This is a genomic window from Massilia sp. TS11 (genome assembly GCF_022012445.1).
Classification (GTDB): domain Bacteria; phylum Pseudomonadota; class Gammaproteobacteria; order Burkholderiales; family Burkholderiaceae_D; genus Telluria.
Genome location: NZ_JAKLTS010000001.1, coordinates 613,229 through 629,986 on the forward strand (window position 1 = coordinate 613,229; position 16,758 = coordinate 629,986).

The window sequence follows — 16,758 nt, forward strand, 5'->3', positions numbered from 1 at the left end:
CATCTTATGCCGTGGCGTGCGCAAAGCCTTCGGGCCGCACCAGGTGCTCGCCGACGTCGACCTCGCCGTCCCCGAGGGCAGTATCTTCGCCTTCCTGGGGAATAACGGGGCCGGTAAATCCACCCTGATCCGTTTGCTGACCGGCCTGCTGGCCGCGGATGCGGGCGAGATCGCCATCTTCGGGCGCGACGTGCAGCGCGAGCGCGAAGCCGTGCTGCGCCAGATCGGCGTGATCGTCGATGCGCCGGTGTTCTATCCGAATCTGCATGCCACCGAATTCCTCAGCATCGTCTGCATCGCCAAGGACCTGGCGCGCAGCGAGATCGGACGCGTGCTGGCCTTGGTCGGCCTGGCCGATGTGGGGAGGCGCCTGATCGCCAATTACTCACTCGGGATGAAGCAGCGCCTGGCCTTGGCCGCGGCCCTGCTGGGCAATCCGCGCCTGCTGGTGCTGGACGAGCCGACCAATGGCCTCGACCCGGAGGGCATGCTGGCCATGCGCGAGCTGATTGTCGGCCTGCCGCGCGCGACCGGCTGTACGGTGTTCGTCTCCAGCCACCTGCTCGATGAAGTGGAGAAGATGGCGACCCACGTGGCCCTGCTGCGTGCAGGCCGCATCCAGGTGCAGGCGCCGCTGGCCGAACTGCATGCGGCGGCCGGCGAGCTGCACCTGCAGGTGGCCGATGCGGCTGCGGCCTGCGCGGCGCTGGCCGGCTTCGCGGTCGACGCGCTCGGTCCGGACGCGGTGCGCGTGCGCGCCATCGAGCCGCTGGCGGCCAGCCAGGTGCATACGCTGCTGGTGCAGGCGGGCGTGCCCTTCTATCAGTCCGTGCACCGCCGCCCCAGTCTGGAAACCTGGTTCATGGAGGCCCACCATGCTTAAGCTGCTGCGTATCGAACTGCTGAAGATCCGGCGCTCGCTGGCCCTGCTGATGCTGGTGGCGATTCCGCTGGTGGTGGTGGTCTTCAATGTGCTGGTGCTGACCCACCGCGGCAATCTGGCCGCGCTGCGCGCCGAACAGGTCGGCGGCTTCTGGATGTCGCTGGTGGCGCTGTGGGCCTTCTTCATGCTGCCGCTGTTCGTGGCCCTGACCACCGGCCTTCTCAACGGGCAGGAGCACCGCAACCAGAGCTGGCGCCTGATGCTGACGCTGCCGCTGTCGGCGCGCCGCCTGTATCTGGCCAAGCTGCTGCTGGCCTGGGCGTTTGCGGCGGCCGGCTCGGGCCTGCTGCTGCTGATGGGCGCACTGGCCCTGCTTGGACTGAGCGCCTTTGGCCTCGATGTGCGCAGCATGTGGGATACGCCGCTGCTGACGATCTGGGGCCAACTGGCCCTGGGCTGCCTGCCGGTGGTGGCGATCCAGCATGCGATCGCCTGGCGCGTGGCCAATCTGGTGGCGCCGCTGGCGACGGCCGTGCTGGCGACGATGATGATCACCCAGGTGGCCAGCTCACGCTACTGGGTCTGGCTGCCCTGGGACTATGCGCTGATGGCGGTGGCCGGGCGCAAGACCGGTGCGCCCGAATTTGCGATGGTGCTGGCCGCCTGCACCGGCATCGCGGCCATCACGCTCGGCTGCTTCGCCCTGGCGCGCCGGGTGCGCGCCTGATTCACACGTTGAGGGTGAACTCGGTGAATGAGGTCGACGAGGCGGCCGGCGGCGGCGCCTCGCTCGCGCTGGGCGCGGGCGCCTGGCCCGCCTTGTCGGCGCTGCCCGCATTCTGATTGTTCAGCAGCCAAAGCAGGTTGGTGGCCGAATCGGCATTCGCCAGCGCCTCTTCCTGGCTGATGGCGCCGTCGTTGACGAGCTTGAGCAGGGCGGCCTCGAAGGACTGCGAGCCCGGCGACAGGCTCTTTTCCATGGCCTCCTTGATCTGGCCGATCTCGCCCTTTTCGATCAGGTCCGACACATAGCGCGTGTTGACCATGATTTCGACGGCGGCCTTGCGCAAGCCGCCGTCCTTGGTTTTCACCAGGCGCTGCGAAACGATGGCCTTGACCGTGGTCGACAGGTCCTGCAGCAGGGCCGGGCGGTTCTCGATCGGATAGAAGCTGATGATGCGGTTAAGCGCGTTGTACGAGTTATTCGCATGCAGCGTGGCCAGCACCAGGTGGCCCGACTGGGCGTAGGCGAGGGCGGCGGCCATGGTTTCGCGGTCGCGGATTTCGCCGATCAGGATGCAGTCCGGCGCCTGGCGCATGGCGTTCTTCAGGGCCGTGTAGAAGCTCTTGGCGTCGCTGCCGACTTCGCGCTGGTTGACGATCGACTTCTTGTTGACGAACTGGTATTCGATCGGGTCTTCAAGCGTCAGGATGTGGCCCGCTTTTTCCGCATTGCGGTGGTCGAGCATGGCCGCAATCGTGGTCGATTTGCCGGAGCCGGTGGCGCCCACCAGCAGCAGCAGGCCGCGCTTTTCCATGATCAGTTCGGACAGCACGGGCGGCAGGTCGAGCGATTCAAGCGCCGGTATATCCTGCGGGACGAAGCGGAATACGGCGGCGAAGGTGCCGCGCTGGACAAAGGCCGACAGGCGGAAGCGCCCGAGGCCGGGCACCGATACTGCCATGTTCAGCTCATGCTCTTTTTCCAGCTCCGCCATCTGCTCGGCCGTGGCGATTTCGGCCAGCAGGGCGCGGATATTCTCGTTCTCGAGCTTCTGCTGGTTGACCGGCACCATATTGCCGTTCAACTTGATATTCACGGGAGAGCCCACCGAAAAGAACATGTCCGACGCGCCCTTGTCCTTCATGAGCTGGAACAGCCGCTCCATCGCCATGATCCACCCTCCCGAAATGTTGTAATGGCGTTATCTTACACGCCACGCAGCAGTTCGTTAATCCCCGTTTTGGCGCGCGTCTGGGCATCCACGCGCTTGACGATGACGGCGCAGTACAGGCTGTGCGAGCCGTCGGCCGCCGGCAGCGAACCGGACACCACCACCGAGCCGGCCGGCACGCGCCCGTACATGACTTCACCGGTGCTGCGGTCGTAGATCTTGGTGGACTGGCCGATGTACACGCCCATCGAGATGACCGAGTTCTCTTCGACGATCACGCCTTCGACGATTTCCGAACGCGCGCCGATGAAGCAGTTGTCTTCGATGATGGTGGGGTTGGCCTGCATCGGTTCGAGCACGCCGCCGATGCCGACGCCGCCCGACAGGTGCACGTTCTTGCCGATCTGGGCGCAGGAGCCGACCGTGGCCCAGGTGTCGATCATCGCGCCTTCATCGACATAGGCGCCGATGTTGACGTAGGACGGCATCAGCACCACGTTCTTGCCGATGAAGGAGCCGCGCCGCGCCACGGCCGGCGGCACCACGCGGAAGCCGCCCTTGGCGAAGTCCTCGGCGCTGTAGTGGGCGAACTTGGTCGGCACCTTGTCGTAGAACTGCATGGCGCCGCCTTCCATCGGCACGTTGTTATCCAGCCGGAAGGAGAGCAGCACGGCCTTTTTGATCCACTGGTTGACGACCCACTGGCCGCTGTCCTTCTGGGCCACGCGCAGGCTGCCGGCGTCGAGCCCGGCCAGCACTTCGGCCACGGCCGCGCGCACCTCGGCGCTGGCATTGGCGGGCGTGATCTCGGCGCGCTGGTCCCACGCCTGTTCGATGATGGTCTGGAGAGTCATATTGGTTTATGCAGAAAGGGTTTGACAGAATTGGACGATGCGCTGGGCCGCTTCGAGGCCTTCGGCGGTTTCGGCGACAAGCGCCATGCGCACGCGCCCGGCACCGGGGTTGATGCCGTGGGCTTCGCGTGCCAGATAGCTGCCCGGTAGGACAGTGACATTATAGTCGGCGTACAGACGGCGCGCGAACTCGGTGTCGCTCAAGCCGGTGCGGCTGACATCGGCCCACAGGTAGAAGCCGGCGTCAGGCAGCTGCACGTCCAGCCAGGGCTGCAGCAGCGGGGTGATGGCGGCGAATTTGGCGCGGTACTGGGCGCGGTTCTCTTCGACGTGGGCCTCGTCGCTCCAGGCGGCGATCGAGGCCTGCTGCACCGGCGGGGCCATGGCGCCGCCGTGGTAGGTGCGGTACAGCAGGAACTGCTTGATCAGGCGGGCGTCGCCGGCCACGAAGCCGGAGCGCATGCCCGGCACGTTCGAGCGTTTGGACAGGCTGGAAAACACGATCAGGCGCGCATAGTCGTCGCGCCCGAGCTGGCGCGCGGCCTGCAGCGCGCCCAGCGGGGCCGTGTCGCCATGGTAGATCTCGGAATAGCATTCGTCGGACGCGATCACGAAGCCGTGGCGCTCGGACAGGGCGAACAGCTCGCGCCAGGCATCGAGGTCGAGCACGGCGCCGGTCGGATTCCCGGGCGAGCACACGTACAGCAGGGCCACGCGCTGCCAGACCGCGTCCGGCACGCTGGCGTAGTCGCAGCCGAAATTGCGGGCCGGGTCGGAATTGACGAAATAGGGCGTGGCGCCGGCCAGATAGGCGGCCCCTTCGTAGATCTGATAGAAGGGGTTGGGGCAGACCACGAGCGACTGGGCGGCCGGGTCGATCACCGTTTGGGCCAGGGCGAACAGGGCCTCGCGCGAGCCGTTCACCGGCAGCACCTGGGTGGCGGCGTCGGGCGCCGGGATGCCGTAGCGGCGTGCGATCCAGCTGGCGATGGCGGCGCGCAGCGCTTCGCTGCCGGCCGTGGCCGGGTAGGCCGCCAGACCGCCCAGATGGTCGGCCAGGGCCTGTTTGATGAAGGCCGGGGTCGGGTGTTTGGGTTCACCGATGCCCAGGCTGATCGGCTTGAGCGCGGGGTTCGGCGTCACGCCGGCAAACAGCTGGCGCAGTTTTTCGAACGGGTAGGGCTGGAGTTTCGCGAGATGTGGGTTCATAGCCGATCCATTATAACGACGGGACCGGATTGCTGCTGACGGCCCCGTGCTAGCCGCGCGCGGCCTGTTCGCGCCAGGCGCCGGGGTTCATCCCGGCCCACTCCTTGAAGGCGTGGCTGAAGGCGCTCTGTTCCTGATAGCCGAGCAGGAAGGCGATATCGACCAGCGACAGGCCGGGTTGGCGCAGATAGTCCTGGGCCAGGGCGAAGCGGGCCTGGTCGAGCACCTGCTGGAAGCTGGCCCCGGCCTCGGCCAGCTTGCGCTGCAGGGTGCGCGGCGACAGCTCGAGCGCCTCGGCGATGCTGGCCAGGCGCACCCGGTCCTGGGCCAGGTTGCGGATCACGGCGGCGCGCACCTGGGCCACGATGTCGTCCTGTTCGAGCGCGCGCCGCGCCAGCAGCTGTTCGGCGTGCTGCTGCAGGATCGGATACAGGCCGACGTCGGCATTCGGCACCGGCCAGGCGAGGATGGCGGCGTCGAAGCGGGCGCTGTGGCTGGGGGCGTCGAATTGCGGGGCCACGCCCAGCACGCGCACGTATTCGTCGAGCGGCGCGCCGGGGCCGTGCATGAACGATATCGCCGCCTCGGGCAGGGTCTGGCCGGCCAGCCAATTGCCAAACGTGCGGATGCCGGCGAAGACGCTTTCGGCCAGGTGGCGCGAGGCGCTGCCGAAATTGCTGGTCCAGGTGTAGCAGGCGCGCTCGCCGTCCACGCTCAGGGCCGAGCGGCCCAGGTCATGCGCGAGGATTTCATAGCGCGCCGTCTGCTGCAGGGCCTGGGCAAAATCGCGGCAGGACAGCAGGATCAGGCCATACACGGAATAGGTGCCGAGTTTGACGCGTTCGCCCACGTGCAGGCCGAAATGCGCATCGTCGGCCAGCGTGGCGCCCACTTCCAGTAGCTGCACATAGGTGCCGGCGGCGAGCGAATCGGGCAGGGGATCGAGCGCGCCCGCGGGCAGGCCGGCGGCCAGGGCCAGGGCCTGCGGCGTGACGCCGCGCGCGGCCGCCGCCTCCAGCAGCGGCTGCAGATAGGACCCGGTCACGCGGCGTTTGTCAGGCAGCGCGGCTGGCATGATCGAACAATTCCAGTGTCATGAAAGCGCAATACGCCGCATCGGCGAATCCCTAAGCTATCGGTGGGCGAAGTATAAGGGAAATTGCACATGAAACGATGGAATGGCTGGGGCGATGAAAGCATCGCTTTCGCACTCAATCCGCAGGCGCTGGATTTTCTGCGCGCGCAGGTCGGGCCGGGCCAGGCGCATGAGGACGCGGCGCTGGCGGCCGTGTGCGCGGCGCTGCCCGCATCGCGTCTGGCGCCGCATCCGCTGTTCGACCAGAGCGCCGAGGCGCGCGTGCGCCACGCGCTTGGCCAGAGTCTGCCGGACTGGCTGCGCCTGCGCTATGGCCGCATCGGCGCCGTGCCGGACGCCGTGGCCTATCCGGAGAGCGCGGCCGAGGTGCGCGCCGTGCTCGATCTGGCGGCCGCCGCCGGTGCGCTGGTGATCCCCTACGGCGGCGGCACCAGCGTGGTCGGCCATCTGAGCGTGCCGGAAGGCGGCGCGCCCGTGATTTCGCTCGACATGGGGCGCATGCGCGCGCTGCGCGAGCTCGATCGCGAGGCCCGCCTGGCCACCTTCGAGGCCGGCGTGCTGGGGCCGGACCTGGAGGCGCAGCTACGCGCCCACGGCTACACGCTGGGCCATTTTCCGCAGTCGTTTGAATACTCCTCGCTCGGCGGCTGGGTGGTCACGCGCTCCTCGGGCCAGCAGTCGCTGCGCTATGGCCGGATCGAGCAGCTGTTCGCCGGCGGGCGCGTGGAAACGCCGCGCGGCCCGCTGGTGCTGCCAAGCTTTCCGGCCTCGGCCGCCGGGACTGACCTGCGCGAGATCGTGCTCGGCTCGGAGGGCCGCATCGGCGTGCTGACCGAGGCCACGGTGCGCATCTCGCCGCTGCCCGAGGCCGAAGTCTTTCACAGCGTGTTCTTCCCCGACTGGGGCAGCGCCCAGGCCGCGACGCGCACGCTGGCGCAGGCGCGCCTGCCGCTGTCGATGCTGCGCCTGTCGAATGCCACCGAAACCTTGACCATGCTGGCCCTGGCCGGGCATCCGCGTCTGGTCGGTCTGCTGGAAAGCTGGCTTGCGCTGCGCGGCTGCCGCAGCGGCAAATGCATGCTGATGATCGGTGTGTCCGGCGCAGCGGCGCAGGTGCGCCAGACTCTGCGAGCGGCCCTGGCCAGCTGCCGCCGCCACGGCGGCGTGGCCATGGGGCGCGCGCTGGGCGAGAAATGGAAGCAGAACCGCTTCCGCAATGTCTACCTGCGCAACGCGGCCTGGGAGCACGGCTACGTGATCGACACGGTGGAAACGGCCGTCGACTGGCCGCGCGTGACGCCGATGATGCAGGCGCTGGAGGAGGCCGGGCGCGCCGCGCTGGCGGGCTTTGGCGAGCGCGTGCACACCTACACCCACCTGTCGCACCTGTATGCCGAAGGCGCCAGCGTCTACACCACCTATGTCTACCGGCTGGCCGGCCGCTACGAGGAGGATCTGGCGCGCTGGAGTGCGCTCAAGGCGGCCGCCTGCGCCGCCATCGTGGCCCATGGCGGCACCATCAGCCACCAGCACGGGGTGGGGCTCGACCATGCGCCGTATCTGGAAGCGGAAAAGGGCGCGGCCGGACTGGCGGCGATGCGCGCCGTCTTCCAGCATTTCGATCCCGAGGGGCGCATGAACCCGGGCAAACTGGTGCAGCCATGAGGCGCCCGCCCTTGTCCGAGCTGGCGCGCCAGCCCTGGGACCTGCTGGTGATCGGCGGCGGCATCACCGGCGCCGGCATCGTCTTCGAGGCCGCGCGGCGCGGCCTGCGCGCGCTGCTGGTGGAGCAGCGCGACTTCGCCTGGGGCACCTCGAGCCGCTCCTCGAAACTCGTGCACGGCGGCCTGCGCTATCTGAAGCAGGGCCAGTTGCACCTGACGCGGGAATCGGTGCGCGAACGCCAGGCCTTGATGCGCAGCGCGCCCGGCCTCGTGCAGGCGCAGGGCTTTGCCTTTGGCGATTACGCCGACGGCAAAATGTCGCGCCGCCTGTTCCTGCTGGGCCTTGCCATCTACGATTGGCTGGGCGGCCTGCGCGAACGCCACTATCTGGCGCTGCAGGACTTCCTGATGCTGGCGCCGAATGTGGCGCGCGGCGGTCTGCTCGGCGGCATGCGCTACACCGACGCCAAGACCGACGACGCGCGCCTCGTGCTGCGCGTGCTGCAGGAGGCGCGCGCGGCTGGGGCCAGCGTCATCAATTATGTGGCGGCCGATGCGCTCGTGCGCGATGCGGCTGGCCGCGTGGCCGGCGCCCGCCTGCGCGATGTGCGCAGCGGCGAGGACGCGCAGGTGGCGGCGGCCGTGGTGATCAACGCCACCGGCGCCTGGGCCGAGCGCCTGGGCAGCGCCCCGCAGGCGGGTCTGAAACTGCGCCCGCTGCGCGGCAGCCATCTGGTGCTGCCGGCCTGGCGCCTGCCGCTGGCCCAGGCCGTGAGCCTGATGCACCCGGCCGACGGCCGCCCGGTGTTCGCCTATCCGTGGGAAGGGGCGACCCTGGTCGGCACCACCGATGTCGACCACGGCGCCGACCTGCAGCAGGAGGCGCGCATCACGCGCGCCGAACTCGATTATCTGCTGGCGGCCCTGCGGCACCAGTTCCCCCAGCTGGCCCTGGGCGAGGACGATGTGCTGGCCAGCTTCGCCGGGGTGCGCCCGGTGCTCGACAGCGGCCAGGCCGATCCGTCCAAAGAGACGCGCGAGCATGCGCTGTGGCTGGAGCCCGGCCTGCTGACGGTCGCGGGCGGCAAGCTGACCACCTTCCGTGTGATCGCGCTCGACGTGCTGCGCCGGGTGGCGTCGCAGCTGCCGCACTGGCACGGCGACCTGCGCGCGCGCCCGGTGTTTGAGCGCGCGCCAGTCCTGCGCGATGCGCGCGGCCTCGGTCCGCAGGCGCAGGCGCGCCTGCTGGGGCGCTATGGCGCGCAGGCCCAGGACCTGATCGACGCCGCCGCCCCGGATGAACTGGAGCCCATCCCCGGCACAGAGACCCTGTGGGCCGAGCTGCGCTGGGCCGCGCGCCACGAGGACGTGCAGCAGCTGGACGACCTGCTGCTGCGCCGCACCCGGCTTGGCCTGCTGCTGCGCGCGGGCGGGGCCGCGCATGCCGAGCGCCTGCGTGCGATCTGCCAGCCGGAGCTGGGCTGGAGCGCCGAGCGCTGGGCTGCCGAGTGGCGCGCTTATCTGGCATTATGCGAACAAAACTATAGCCTGCCCAAGGTAGACGACCATGGCTGATCCCCTGATTCTCGCGATCGACAACGGCACCCAGAGCGTGCGCGCCATCCTGTTCGACCTGCGCGGCGAGATCGTGGCCAAGGCCCAGGTGCCGCTGGAAGCCTACTTCTCCGTGCATCCCGGCTGGGCCGAACACGATGCCGAGGCCTATTGGGAGGCCGTGTGCGAAGCCTGCCGCCGCCTGTGGCAGGACGCGCCGCAGGAGCGCGCGCGCGTGGCCGGCGTGGCGATTACCACCCAGCGCGCCACAGTGGTGAATCTGGATGCCGACGGCCGTCCGCTGCGCCCAGCCATCACCTGGCTCGATCAGCGCCGCACCGAGTCCTATCCGCCGATCGGCCCCTTATGGCGCGCGGCCTTCAAGCTGGCGCGCGTCGAGGACACGATCGCCTACTTCCGGGGCGAGGCCGAAATCAACTGGATCCGCGCGGAGCAGCCGGACATCTGGGCGCGCACCGATAAATTCCTGCTGTTGTCCGGCTATCTGAACTACCGCATGACGGGGCGTTTCGTCGACTCGACCGGGGCTCAGGTCGGCTACATCCCGTTCGACTACAAACGCCAGCGATGGGCCGGCGCGCGCGACTGGAAATGGCAGGCGCTGGCGGTCAAGCCATCGATGCTTCCGGAGCTGGTGGCGCCCGGCACCAGCATCGGCAGCATCAGCGCTGCCGTCGCCGCCCAGACCGGGATTCCCGAAGGCCTGCCGGTACTGGCCGCCGCCGCCGACAAAGCCTGCGAGGTGCTTGGCGCCGGCTGCGCCGAAGCCCACATCGGCTGTCTGTCCTACGGCACCACGGCCACCATCAACACCACCAGCGCGCGCTATGTCGAGGTGACGCCGTTTCTGCCGCCGTATCCGGCCGCGATCCCGGGCATGTATTCGACCGAAGTGCAGATCTTCCGCGGCTACTGGATGGTCAACTGGTTCAAGGAGCAGTTTGGCCACCACGAGCAGCTGCGCGCCGGCGTGCTCGGGGTGGCGCCCGAGGCGCTGTTCGATGAACTGGTCGACGCCGTGCCGCCCGGCTCCATGGGCCTGATGCTGCAGCCCTACTGGAGCCCGGGTATCCGCGTGCCGGGGCCGGAGGCGAAGGGCGCGATCATCGGCTTTGGCGACGTTCACACGCGCGCCCACGTCTACCGCGCGATTCTGGAGGGGCTGGCCTACGCGCTGCGCGAAGGGAAGGAGCGCACCGAAAAGCGCAGTGGAGTTGCGATTCGCGAGCTGCGCGTCTCCGGCGGCGGCTCGCAGAGCGACGCGGCGATGCAGCTGACGGCCGATATTTTCGGCCTGCCGACCGCGCGCCCGCACGTGTACGAAACCTCGGGTCTGGGCGCGGCCATCGACGCCGCCGTGGGCCTGGGCCTGTATCCGGATTTTGCCCACGCCATGCGGGCGATGACGCGCGTCGGCCGCGTGTTCATGCCCAACCCGGAGCACGTGCGCACCTACGACGCCTTGTACAAGCAGGTCTACCAGAAGATGTATGCGCGCCTGCAGCCGATGTATGCGCGCATCGCCGCCATCACCGGCTATCCGAAGCGCTAGCTGACCAGGGACTTGACGGCTTCCCAGGCGGCGCTGTTCGAGCGCACGCCTTCGACCCGATTGCGCCCGCCTTCCTTGGCGCTGTACATGGCGCGGTCGGCCGCTACGAACAGCGACGCGACTTCGTCCAGCGCGCTGGGCAGCATGGTCGCCACGCCGATCGACAGCGTGACCCAGGGCGAACAGGTGGAGCCCGGATGCGGGTGGCGCAGGCCTTCCACGTGGGCGCGCACCTTTTCGGCCAGGGCCAGCGCGTCCTCATGCCCGGTTTCGGCGAACAGGATCACGAACTCCTCGCCGCCGTAGCGCGCCGCCAGATCGGTCGGGCGCGCCGCGAACTGGTCGATGGCCTGGGCCACCTGGCGCAGGCAGGCGTCGCCGGCGGCGTGGCCAAGGCCATCGTTATACAGCTTGAAGTGGTCGACATCGAGCACCAGCAGCGACAGCGGGCAGCTGGAGCGCACGGCGCGCTGCCATTCGTGCTGCAGCACGGTGTCGAAATGGCGCCGGTTGGCGATCCCGGTCAGGTCATCGAGGCGGGTCTCGCGCTGCAGCGCGTCCTTGCTGCGCTGGTGGTGGCTGATATCGTGCAGCAGGCCGAGGAACAGCTGTTCGCGCCCGAACATCGGCGTCAGCGTGAAGTCGATCGACAGGGCGCGGCCGTCGCGGTGATTGACCGTGACCTCGCGCGCGCCATGCTGGTGGGCGGTGCCCGGGTCGGCCGCATAGCGCTTGAAGAAGCTCTGGTAATCGGCCGCCACGGCCGGCGAAAACAGGGCGCTGATCGCTTGCCCGCGCAGCTCGCCCGGCGCGTAGCCGAGGAAGCTGTCGCAGGCCGGATTGGTGGCCTGCACGCGGCCGTCGGCGTCAAAGATGATCAGGCCCTCGGCCATGCTGTTGACGATGGTGCGCAGGCGCTCGGCCTGTTCGCGCTGCAGCTCGGCGAACTGGCGGATCTGCAGCTGGGTGCGCACGCGCGCGCACACTTCGGCCATGCGCAGCGGCTTGGCGATGTAGTCGACGGCGCCGCTGTCGAAGCCGGCCACGACATCGTCGGCCTCGTTCTTGGCGCTCATGAAGATCACCGGTATCTGGGCCGTGGCCGGATGCGCCTTCAGGCGCTGGCAGGTGGTAATCCCGTCCAGGCCCGGCATCACCACGTCGAGCAGGATCAGGTCGGGATGGACGCGGCGCGCGATGCTGAGCGCGCGCTCGCCGTGGTCGGCCACGAAGGTCTGATAACCCTGCTGGGCCAGCATCTTGCGCAGCAAGGCCAGATTGGCGGGCGCGTCGTCCACGATCAGAATCGTGGCATCGCGCGCGGGGGCGGTGGACGTCAGAAATTCCATGTTCCGGATCATACCTTGCCTGCTCGATAGTTGGTTGCCGAAATGTAAGAAAATCCTGTGGGCGCGGCGGGGCTTGCCAAGCGCGGGCCTGAATGCCATGCTGGCGCCCCGTTTCGCATCAAGGAAAGCCATGCATAAACTCGAAGGCAAAGTCGCGCTGATCACCGGCGGCAGCAGCGGCATCGGTCTGGCCAGCGCCCGCCTGTTCCGCGCCGAGGGCGCCAGCATCGTGCTGACCGGGCGCGATCCGCAGGCGCTCGCGCAGGCGGCCGCGGAACTCGGCGGCGACACCCTGGCCCTGGCCAGCGATGCGGCCGACCTCGCTCAGATCGATGCGCTGATGGCGGCCGTGCAGGCGCGCCATGGCCGGCTCGACGTGCTGTTTCTGAATGCCGGTGTGGCCACGGCCGGACCGATCGAGACGGTCACGCCCGCGCAGTTCGACAGCATGATGGACACCAATGTGAAAGGCGTGTTCTTCACGATTCAGAAGGCCTTGCCGCTGATGGGCAAGGGCGCCAGCATCGTGGTGACGACCTCGATCACCAATCAGCTCGGCTCGCCCAACTTCCCCGTGTACGGGGCCAGCAAGGCGGCCCTGCGCTCGCTCGTCAAATCGCTCGGACTGGCGCTGATCGGGCGCGGCATCCGCATCAATGCCCTGAGCCCGGGGCCGATCGCCACGCCGATCTTCGACCGTTTCGGCCTGCCGCCGGGCGGGGCCGATGCGGCGCGCGCCGCGATCACGGCCAAGTCGCCCAGCCAGCGCTTTGGCGAGCCGGAGGAAGTGGCGCGCCTGGCCCTGTTCCTGGCCAGCAGCGACGCCAGCTATCTGGTCGGCGAGGAAGTCGTGATCGACGGCGGGATGAGCCTGCTGTAAGCCTCAGAAGTTGTAGATCGCCTGCAGCGTCAGCGCGCGCGGCGCCATCGGCAGGTCGTTCGGAATCGACAGGCCAGGCGCCAGGCTCGGCTCGCGCACATCGGCATTGAAGACATTGCGCAGCGCGGCGGCGACGTCCCAGCGCTGTTTGCCGCGGTTGCTGCGCAGGCTCAGGTCGGTCGTGGTGTAGTCGGCGATCGGCTTGCGGGCGTCGCCGGCGGCGCGTGCGCGCCCGCCCACATGGTTGAGCTGCACGCTGGCCACCATCGCGGCCAGCGCCTGCCAGTCGGCGCGCAGATAGGCATGCGTGTGCGGCGCATAGCCGGCGTCGGTATTGGTCGCCTCGTCGGTCGAGTGCTGGCGCGCCAGGTTGAAGATCAGGCGCAGCGCGTGGCTCGGGGTCCAGGTCGCCTCGAGCTCGCCGCCGCGCCCGTTCTGGCCGCCCGTATTCGCATAAGTCGAGCCGGTGCCGGCGATGGCATTCGGTACCGTGCGGATGATGTTGTCCATCGCATAGCGGTACAGGTTCAGGTTCACCTGCAGCGTGGGCGCCGCCTGCCAGGCCACGGCCATCTCGAGGGTGCCGTTCTTCTCCGGGCTCAGATTCGGGTTGCCCAGCGAGACGGGATTGCCCTGACCATAGGCCTCGACGAAGGAGGGCGCGCGGAAGGCGCGCCCGTACAGCAGCTTGGCCGTGACATTCAGCGAGGCGTCCCAGACCAGGGCCAGGCGCGGATTGGTGGTGCCGCCGAAGTCGGAATAGCGGTCATGGCGGATGCCGGCCGTCACCGTCCAGTCGGGGGCGAACTGCCATTCATCCTGCAGATAGGCGTAGTCGATGCGGCGCAGGTGCGGCTGCACAAAGGGCGAGACCAGCGAGGTTTCGATCACGCTCGGCAGCGGAATCGGCGTGCCGCCCTTGGTGTAATTGAAGTTGCGCGTCTCGTAGACGCGGTACATGTTCAGGTCGTCGTGGCCGACGCCGAGGCGCAGATTGTGGCCGACCCAGCCGGCGTAATTGACGAAGGCCTGCAGGCGCCACTGGCGTTCCCAGGTATCGGGGCCGCCGAACATCCCGGCCGGGAAGCTGCCGGTGGGCAGGGTCGCGCCCGGCGGCAGCAGCTGGAAATCGACGGGCGAGGCCTGCAGATACTTCATCGTGCTCAGCACGGCGCCGGCCGTCCAGTCCTTGTCGGCCAGATTGTCCTGCCAGGACAGGTCGGCCATATAGCGTTCGCTGCGCGCGCGCCCGACCGGGTCGAGCGCCTGGGCCACCCCGGCCCCGCTGCCGAGGTCGTAACGCACCTTGGCGCCGGCGCGCAGGCGCCATTTGTCGTACTGGACGTCGAGATTGGCGTCGAGCGCCTTGGCGCCGACATTCACCGGTCCCGGAGCCAGGCTGGCGCGGGTGCCGAACAGGCTGTCATTGCGGCTCTGGGCATCGGCGCCGACGATGCTGCGAAAGCCATCGGTGCTGCCGGCGCGCAGATAGGCGGCGACGCTGGCCGCGCCGACTTTGCCGCCATGCTGGAGCCAGACGTCGCGCGTCTGGAAGGCGCCGGCGCGCACGCCGGCTTCGGTGCCGCCGATGTCGGCCGCATTCTTGGTGATGATATTGATGACGCCCGAGAAGGCGTCCGAGCCGTACAGGGCCGAGCCGGGGCCGCGCAGAATTTCGATGCGGGCGATATGGTCGACCGGATAGCCGCCCCACAGATTGCCCTTATTCCCCTGGAACAGGGTGGTGATCGGCACGCCGTTCTGCAGCACCAGAATCTGGGGCGTGAACTGGCTGACGATGCCGCGCACCACGTACAGCGGCGAATACATATTCGCGCCGCGGTTGACATGCACGCCCGGCACGGTCTCGAGCACCTGGTCGAGGTCGGTGGCGCCCATGGCCGCGATGTCCTGGGCCGTGATCACGGTGGCCACGGCCGGTGCACGGCGCAGCGACTGCTGGGCGCCGGTGGCGATCGACACGGTCGCCTTGTCGCCATACACGAGGGCCAGCTCCTCCTCGTCCGTGCCGCCGGCCTGCTGTGCCTGGGCTGACAGGCTGCAGCCGAGCATGGCGGCCAATACGCTCAGACGGAGGTGTGCGGTAGTGCGGCTCATGTACTCTCCCAGACGGTGATATCGTGATTTTTGATTAATTGTATCTACAGGGCGGGATTTGTCACTATGCAATTTGTCACGTGTCGGCCGGGGGCCACGTTCGCTCGGCCAGGCCGGCGTAGGCAACGGCCGCGCAGGGCACCGGAAACAGGCTGGCTTCGGGCTTGGCGGCGGCATCGGCCGCGCACGGCGGCATGCCGGCCAGGAAGGTCGGCACGCGCAGCATCTGGTAGTCGCGCAGGCCCAGGCCCATGTCGGCCAGCAGGGCCGCATGCAGGGCCGCGAAATTCATGCGCAGCTTGGGATAGCGCGGCTGCAGCACGGCCTCGACCTGCCAGGCCAGGCGCACATGCGGGCCCTGGTCGAGGCCATTGGCGCGCGCCAGGTCCATGATCACCGGCAGGCGCTCGTCGATATTATTGATCGGGCGGCCGTAGCCGTAGATGCGGCGCTGGGCCTTCTCGGCCAGCACCCAGGCGCCCAGTTCGGCGCCGCCGTCGACGGCGCGGCCCAGGCGCAGCAGGAAGTCGAGCGCGCGCAGGCCGGCCTGGCCGCCGTACAGCGTGGCCTCGGACAGGGCCAGGCCGGCGGCGATGCCGAGGTTGCTGCTGCTGCGCTGGCTGGTGGCCAGGGCGGCCACGCGGTTATTCCACAGGCGCGTGTCGGGATAGCTGGTGACCACCCAGATGCCGTGCACCATGCGGATCTGCTGGGGCGTGAACTGGCGGCCGGTGATGGCGAACAGATACAGGCCGACCCAGTCGCTGTCGCGCAGTTCGGCGTGCAGGTCGCGCCCGCGGAATACCGTGTGGCTGCCCGGGTAACAGGCGCCCATGGCCGTGTGCAGGCGCCCGGCCTGGCTGGCGAGAAATTCGGGCCCGCGTGTCATGCGTCCTCCGCGTCGTCGAGCTGGATCTGGTAGAAGGGGAAGCGGCGGTAGCCCTCGGCGCGCTGTTCGAGCGCGTGGGCGGCCGCACCGGGCAGGCGCAGCAGCAGAAACAGCAACTCGCCCGCTTCCGGGCTCAGCTCCAGGTCGGCAAACGCGGCCGCGGCGATGCCGCTCAGCGCGAGCGGATAACCGATCTGCGCGGCCAAGGTGTCGGCCTCGGCCTGCAGCCATTGCAGGCGCGGGGTGGCGGCCGTGTCGGCCAGCACCTGCAGCAGCTGGCGCCGGCTCAGCGGCAGGCTGCGCCCGTGCGGGTCGAAGCCGGGCACATGCTCGCGGTCGGGAAAGGCCTCGACCGGATCGCAGGGCGCGGGTGCGGCCAGCGCGGCCCAGGCCGCATGATGGGTGCCGCACTGCTGCCAGGCCTGCATGGCATCGAACACCTCGCGCGCGCCACCGCTGCGGCCGGCGCCGACGGCCAGCGCCGCCATCAGGCTGGCCGCCGCCATCGAGCCGCCGACGCCGCCGCACATGGCGGCATGCACGGACGGGTCGCGCGGGCCGGGATTGGCCAGCGCCAGGGCCAGCTGTTCCAGCATGTCGCGCTGGCGCCGCGGCGGCAGCGTGTCGCGCCACAGCAGCAACAGCATATCGACCCAGCGCGCCTGGCCGAGCATCTGGCCGAACACGTCGTAGCCGCGGCACAGCGCGCGCCGGGTGGCGAAGGGATTATCGGGTTCCGGCTCCTCGTGCCAGATGCGGGTGTGGATGACGTCGGCGGGATCGATATCGCTCAT

Annotated in this window: 14 protein-coding genes; 6 read left to right on the forward strand and 8 right to left on the reverse strand. The window is 68.9% G+C overall.

Translation table 11 applies throughout. The features are described from left to right. Window positions 1-16: 16 nt before the first annotated feature. Both LZ005_RS02875 and LZ005_RS02880 read left to right on the forward strand, forming a co-directional pair. Window positions 17-883: an ATP-binding cassette domain-containing protein gene (locus LZ005_RS02875; protein WP_237804485.1), complete on the forward strand. Its 867-nt coding sequence runs from the start codon at window positions 17-19 to the stop codon at window positions 881-883. Beyond that, entirely contained in the window at window positions 876-1,610 is a 735-nt protein-coding gene (locus tag LZ005_RS02880; protein ID WP_237804487.1) for an ABC transporter permease, read from the forward strand. The genes LZ005_RS02875 and LZ005_RS02880 overlap by 8 nt, the downstream gene beginning before the upstream one ends. 1 nt (window position 1,611) lies before the next feature. Here the strand turns inward: LZ005_RS02880 and LZ005_RS02885 are convergent, their stop codons facing one another. Genes LZ005_RS02885 through LZ005_RS02900 form a run of 4 tightly spaced genes read right to left on the reverse strand, consistent with a single transcriptional unit; the run spans window position 1,612 to window position 5,916 of the window. Continuing rightward, a complete protein-coding gene (locus LZ005_RS02885; RefSeq protein ID WP_237804489.1) occupies window positions 1,612-2,778 on the reverse strand; it encodes a PilT/PilU family type 4a pilus ATPase in 1,167 nt (388 codons plus the stop codon). 35 nt (window positions 2,779-2,813) lie between these two features. Beyond that, the gene (dapD, locus tag LZ005_RS02890) at window positions 2,814-3,632 is read right to left on the reverse strand and encodes a 2,3,4,5-tetrahydropyridine-2,6-dicarboxylate N-succinyltransferase (RefSeq protein ID WP_237804491.1); all 819 of its coding nucleotides are present in this window, start codon (window positions 3,630-3,632) and stop codon (window positions 2,814-2,816) included. 6 nt (window positions 3,633-3,638) lie between these two features. Further along, window positions 3,639-4,841, reverse strand: a complete 1,203-nt coding sequence (gene dapC, locus LZ005_RS02895; RefSeq protein ID WP_237804493.1) for a succinyldiaminopimelate transaminase — start codon at window positions 4,839-4,841, stop codon at window positions 3,639-3,641. 49 nt (window positions 4,842-4,890) lie between these two features. Then, window positions 4,891-5,916 carry an AraC family transcriptional regulator gene (locus LZ005_RS02900; RefSeq protein WP_237804495.1) on the reverse strand — a complete coding sequence of 342 codons (1,026 nt, stop codon included), beginning with the start codon at window positions 5,914-5,916 and terminating at the stop codon, window positions 4,891-4,893. A 90-nt stretch (window positions 5,917-6,006) separates the two neighbouring features. On the opposite strand from LZ005_RS02900, the gene LZ005_RS02905 reads away from it, so the two are divergent. Genes LZ005_RS02905 through LZ005_RS02915 form a run of 3 tightly spaced genes read left to right on the forward strand, consistent with a single transcriptional unit; the run spans window position 6,007 to window position 10,728 of the window. Beyond that, a complete protein-coding gene (locus LZ005_RS02905; RefSeq protein ID WP_237804497.1) occupies window positions 6,007-7,602 on the forward strand; it encodes an FAD-binding oxidoreductase in 1,596 nt (531 codons plus the stop codon). Further along, window positions 7,599-9,176, forward strand: a complete 1,578-nt coding sequence (locus LZ005_RS02910; protein WP_237804499.1) for a glycerol-3-phosphate dehydrogenase/oxidase — start codon at window positions 7,599-7,601, stop codon at window positions 9,174-9,176. The genes LZ005_RS02905 and LZ005_RS02910 overlap by 4 nt, the downstream gene beginning before the upstream one ends. Continuing rightward, window positions 9,169-10,728, forward strand: coding sequence for an FGGY-family carbohydrate kinase (locus LZ005_RS02915; protein ID WP_237804501.1), 1,560 nt, complete (start codon window positions 9,169-9,171; stop codon window positions 10,726-10,728). Before LZ005_RS02910 ends, LZ005_RS02915 begins: the two co-directional genes overlap by 8 nt. On the opposite strand, the gene LZ005_RS02920 is transcribed toward LZ005_RS02915, so the two are convergent. Further along, window positions 10,725-12,077, reverse strand: coding sequence for a diguanylate cyclase domain-containing protein (locus LZ005_RS02920; protein ID WP_237804503.1), 1,353 nt, complete (start codon window positions 12,075-12,077; stop codon window positions 10,725-10,727). The genes LZ005_RS02915 and LZ005_RS02920 overlap by 4 nt on opposite strands. A gap of 130 nt (window positions 12,078-12,207) precedes the next feature. On the opposite strand from LZ005_RS02920, the gene LZ005_RS02925 reads away from it, so the two are divergent. Continuing rightward, the gene (locus LZ005_RS02925) at window positions 12,208-12,957 is read left to right on the forward strand and encodes an SDR family oxidoreductase (protein WP_237804505.1); all 750 of its coding nucleotides are present in this window, start codon (window positions 12,208-12,210) and stop codon (window positions 12,955-12,957) included. 3 nt (window positions 12,958-12,960) lie between these two features. On the opposite strand, the gene LZ005_RS02930 is transcribed toward LZ005_RS02925, so the two are convergent. The 3 genes from LZ005_RS02930 to LZ005_RS02940 form a co-directional block, all read right to left on the reverse strand. After that, window positions 12,961-15,075: a TonB-dependent siderophore receptor gene (locus LZ005_RS02930; RefSeq protein ID WP_237804507.1), complete on the reverse strand. Its 2,115-nt coding sequence runs from the start codon at window positions 15,073-15,075 to the stop codon at window positions 12,961-12,963. Between the two features lie 76 nt (window positions 15,076-15,151). Next, on the reverse strand, window positions 15,152-15,964 hold the full coding sequence (locus LZ005_RS02935) for a hypothetical protein (RefSeq protein WP_237804509.1): 813 nt from the start codon (window positions 15,962-15,964) through the stop codon (window positions 15,152-15,154). Then, entirely contained in the window at window positions 15,961-16,758 is a 798-nt protein-coding gene (locus tag LZ005_RS02940; protein ID WP_237804511.1) for a citryl-CoA lyase, read from the reverse strand. The genes LZ005_RS02935 and LZ005_RS02940 overlap by 4 nt, the downstream gene beginning before the upstream one ends.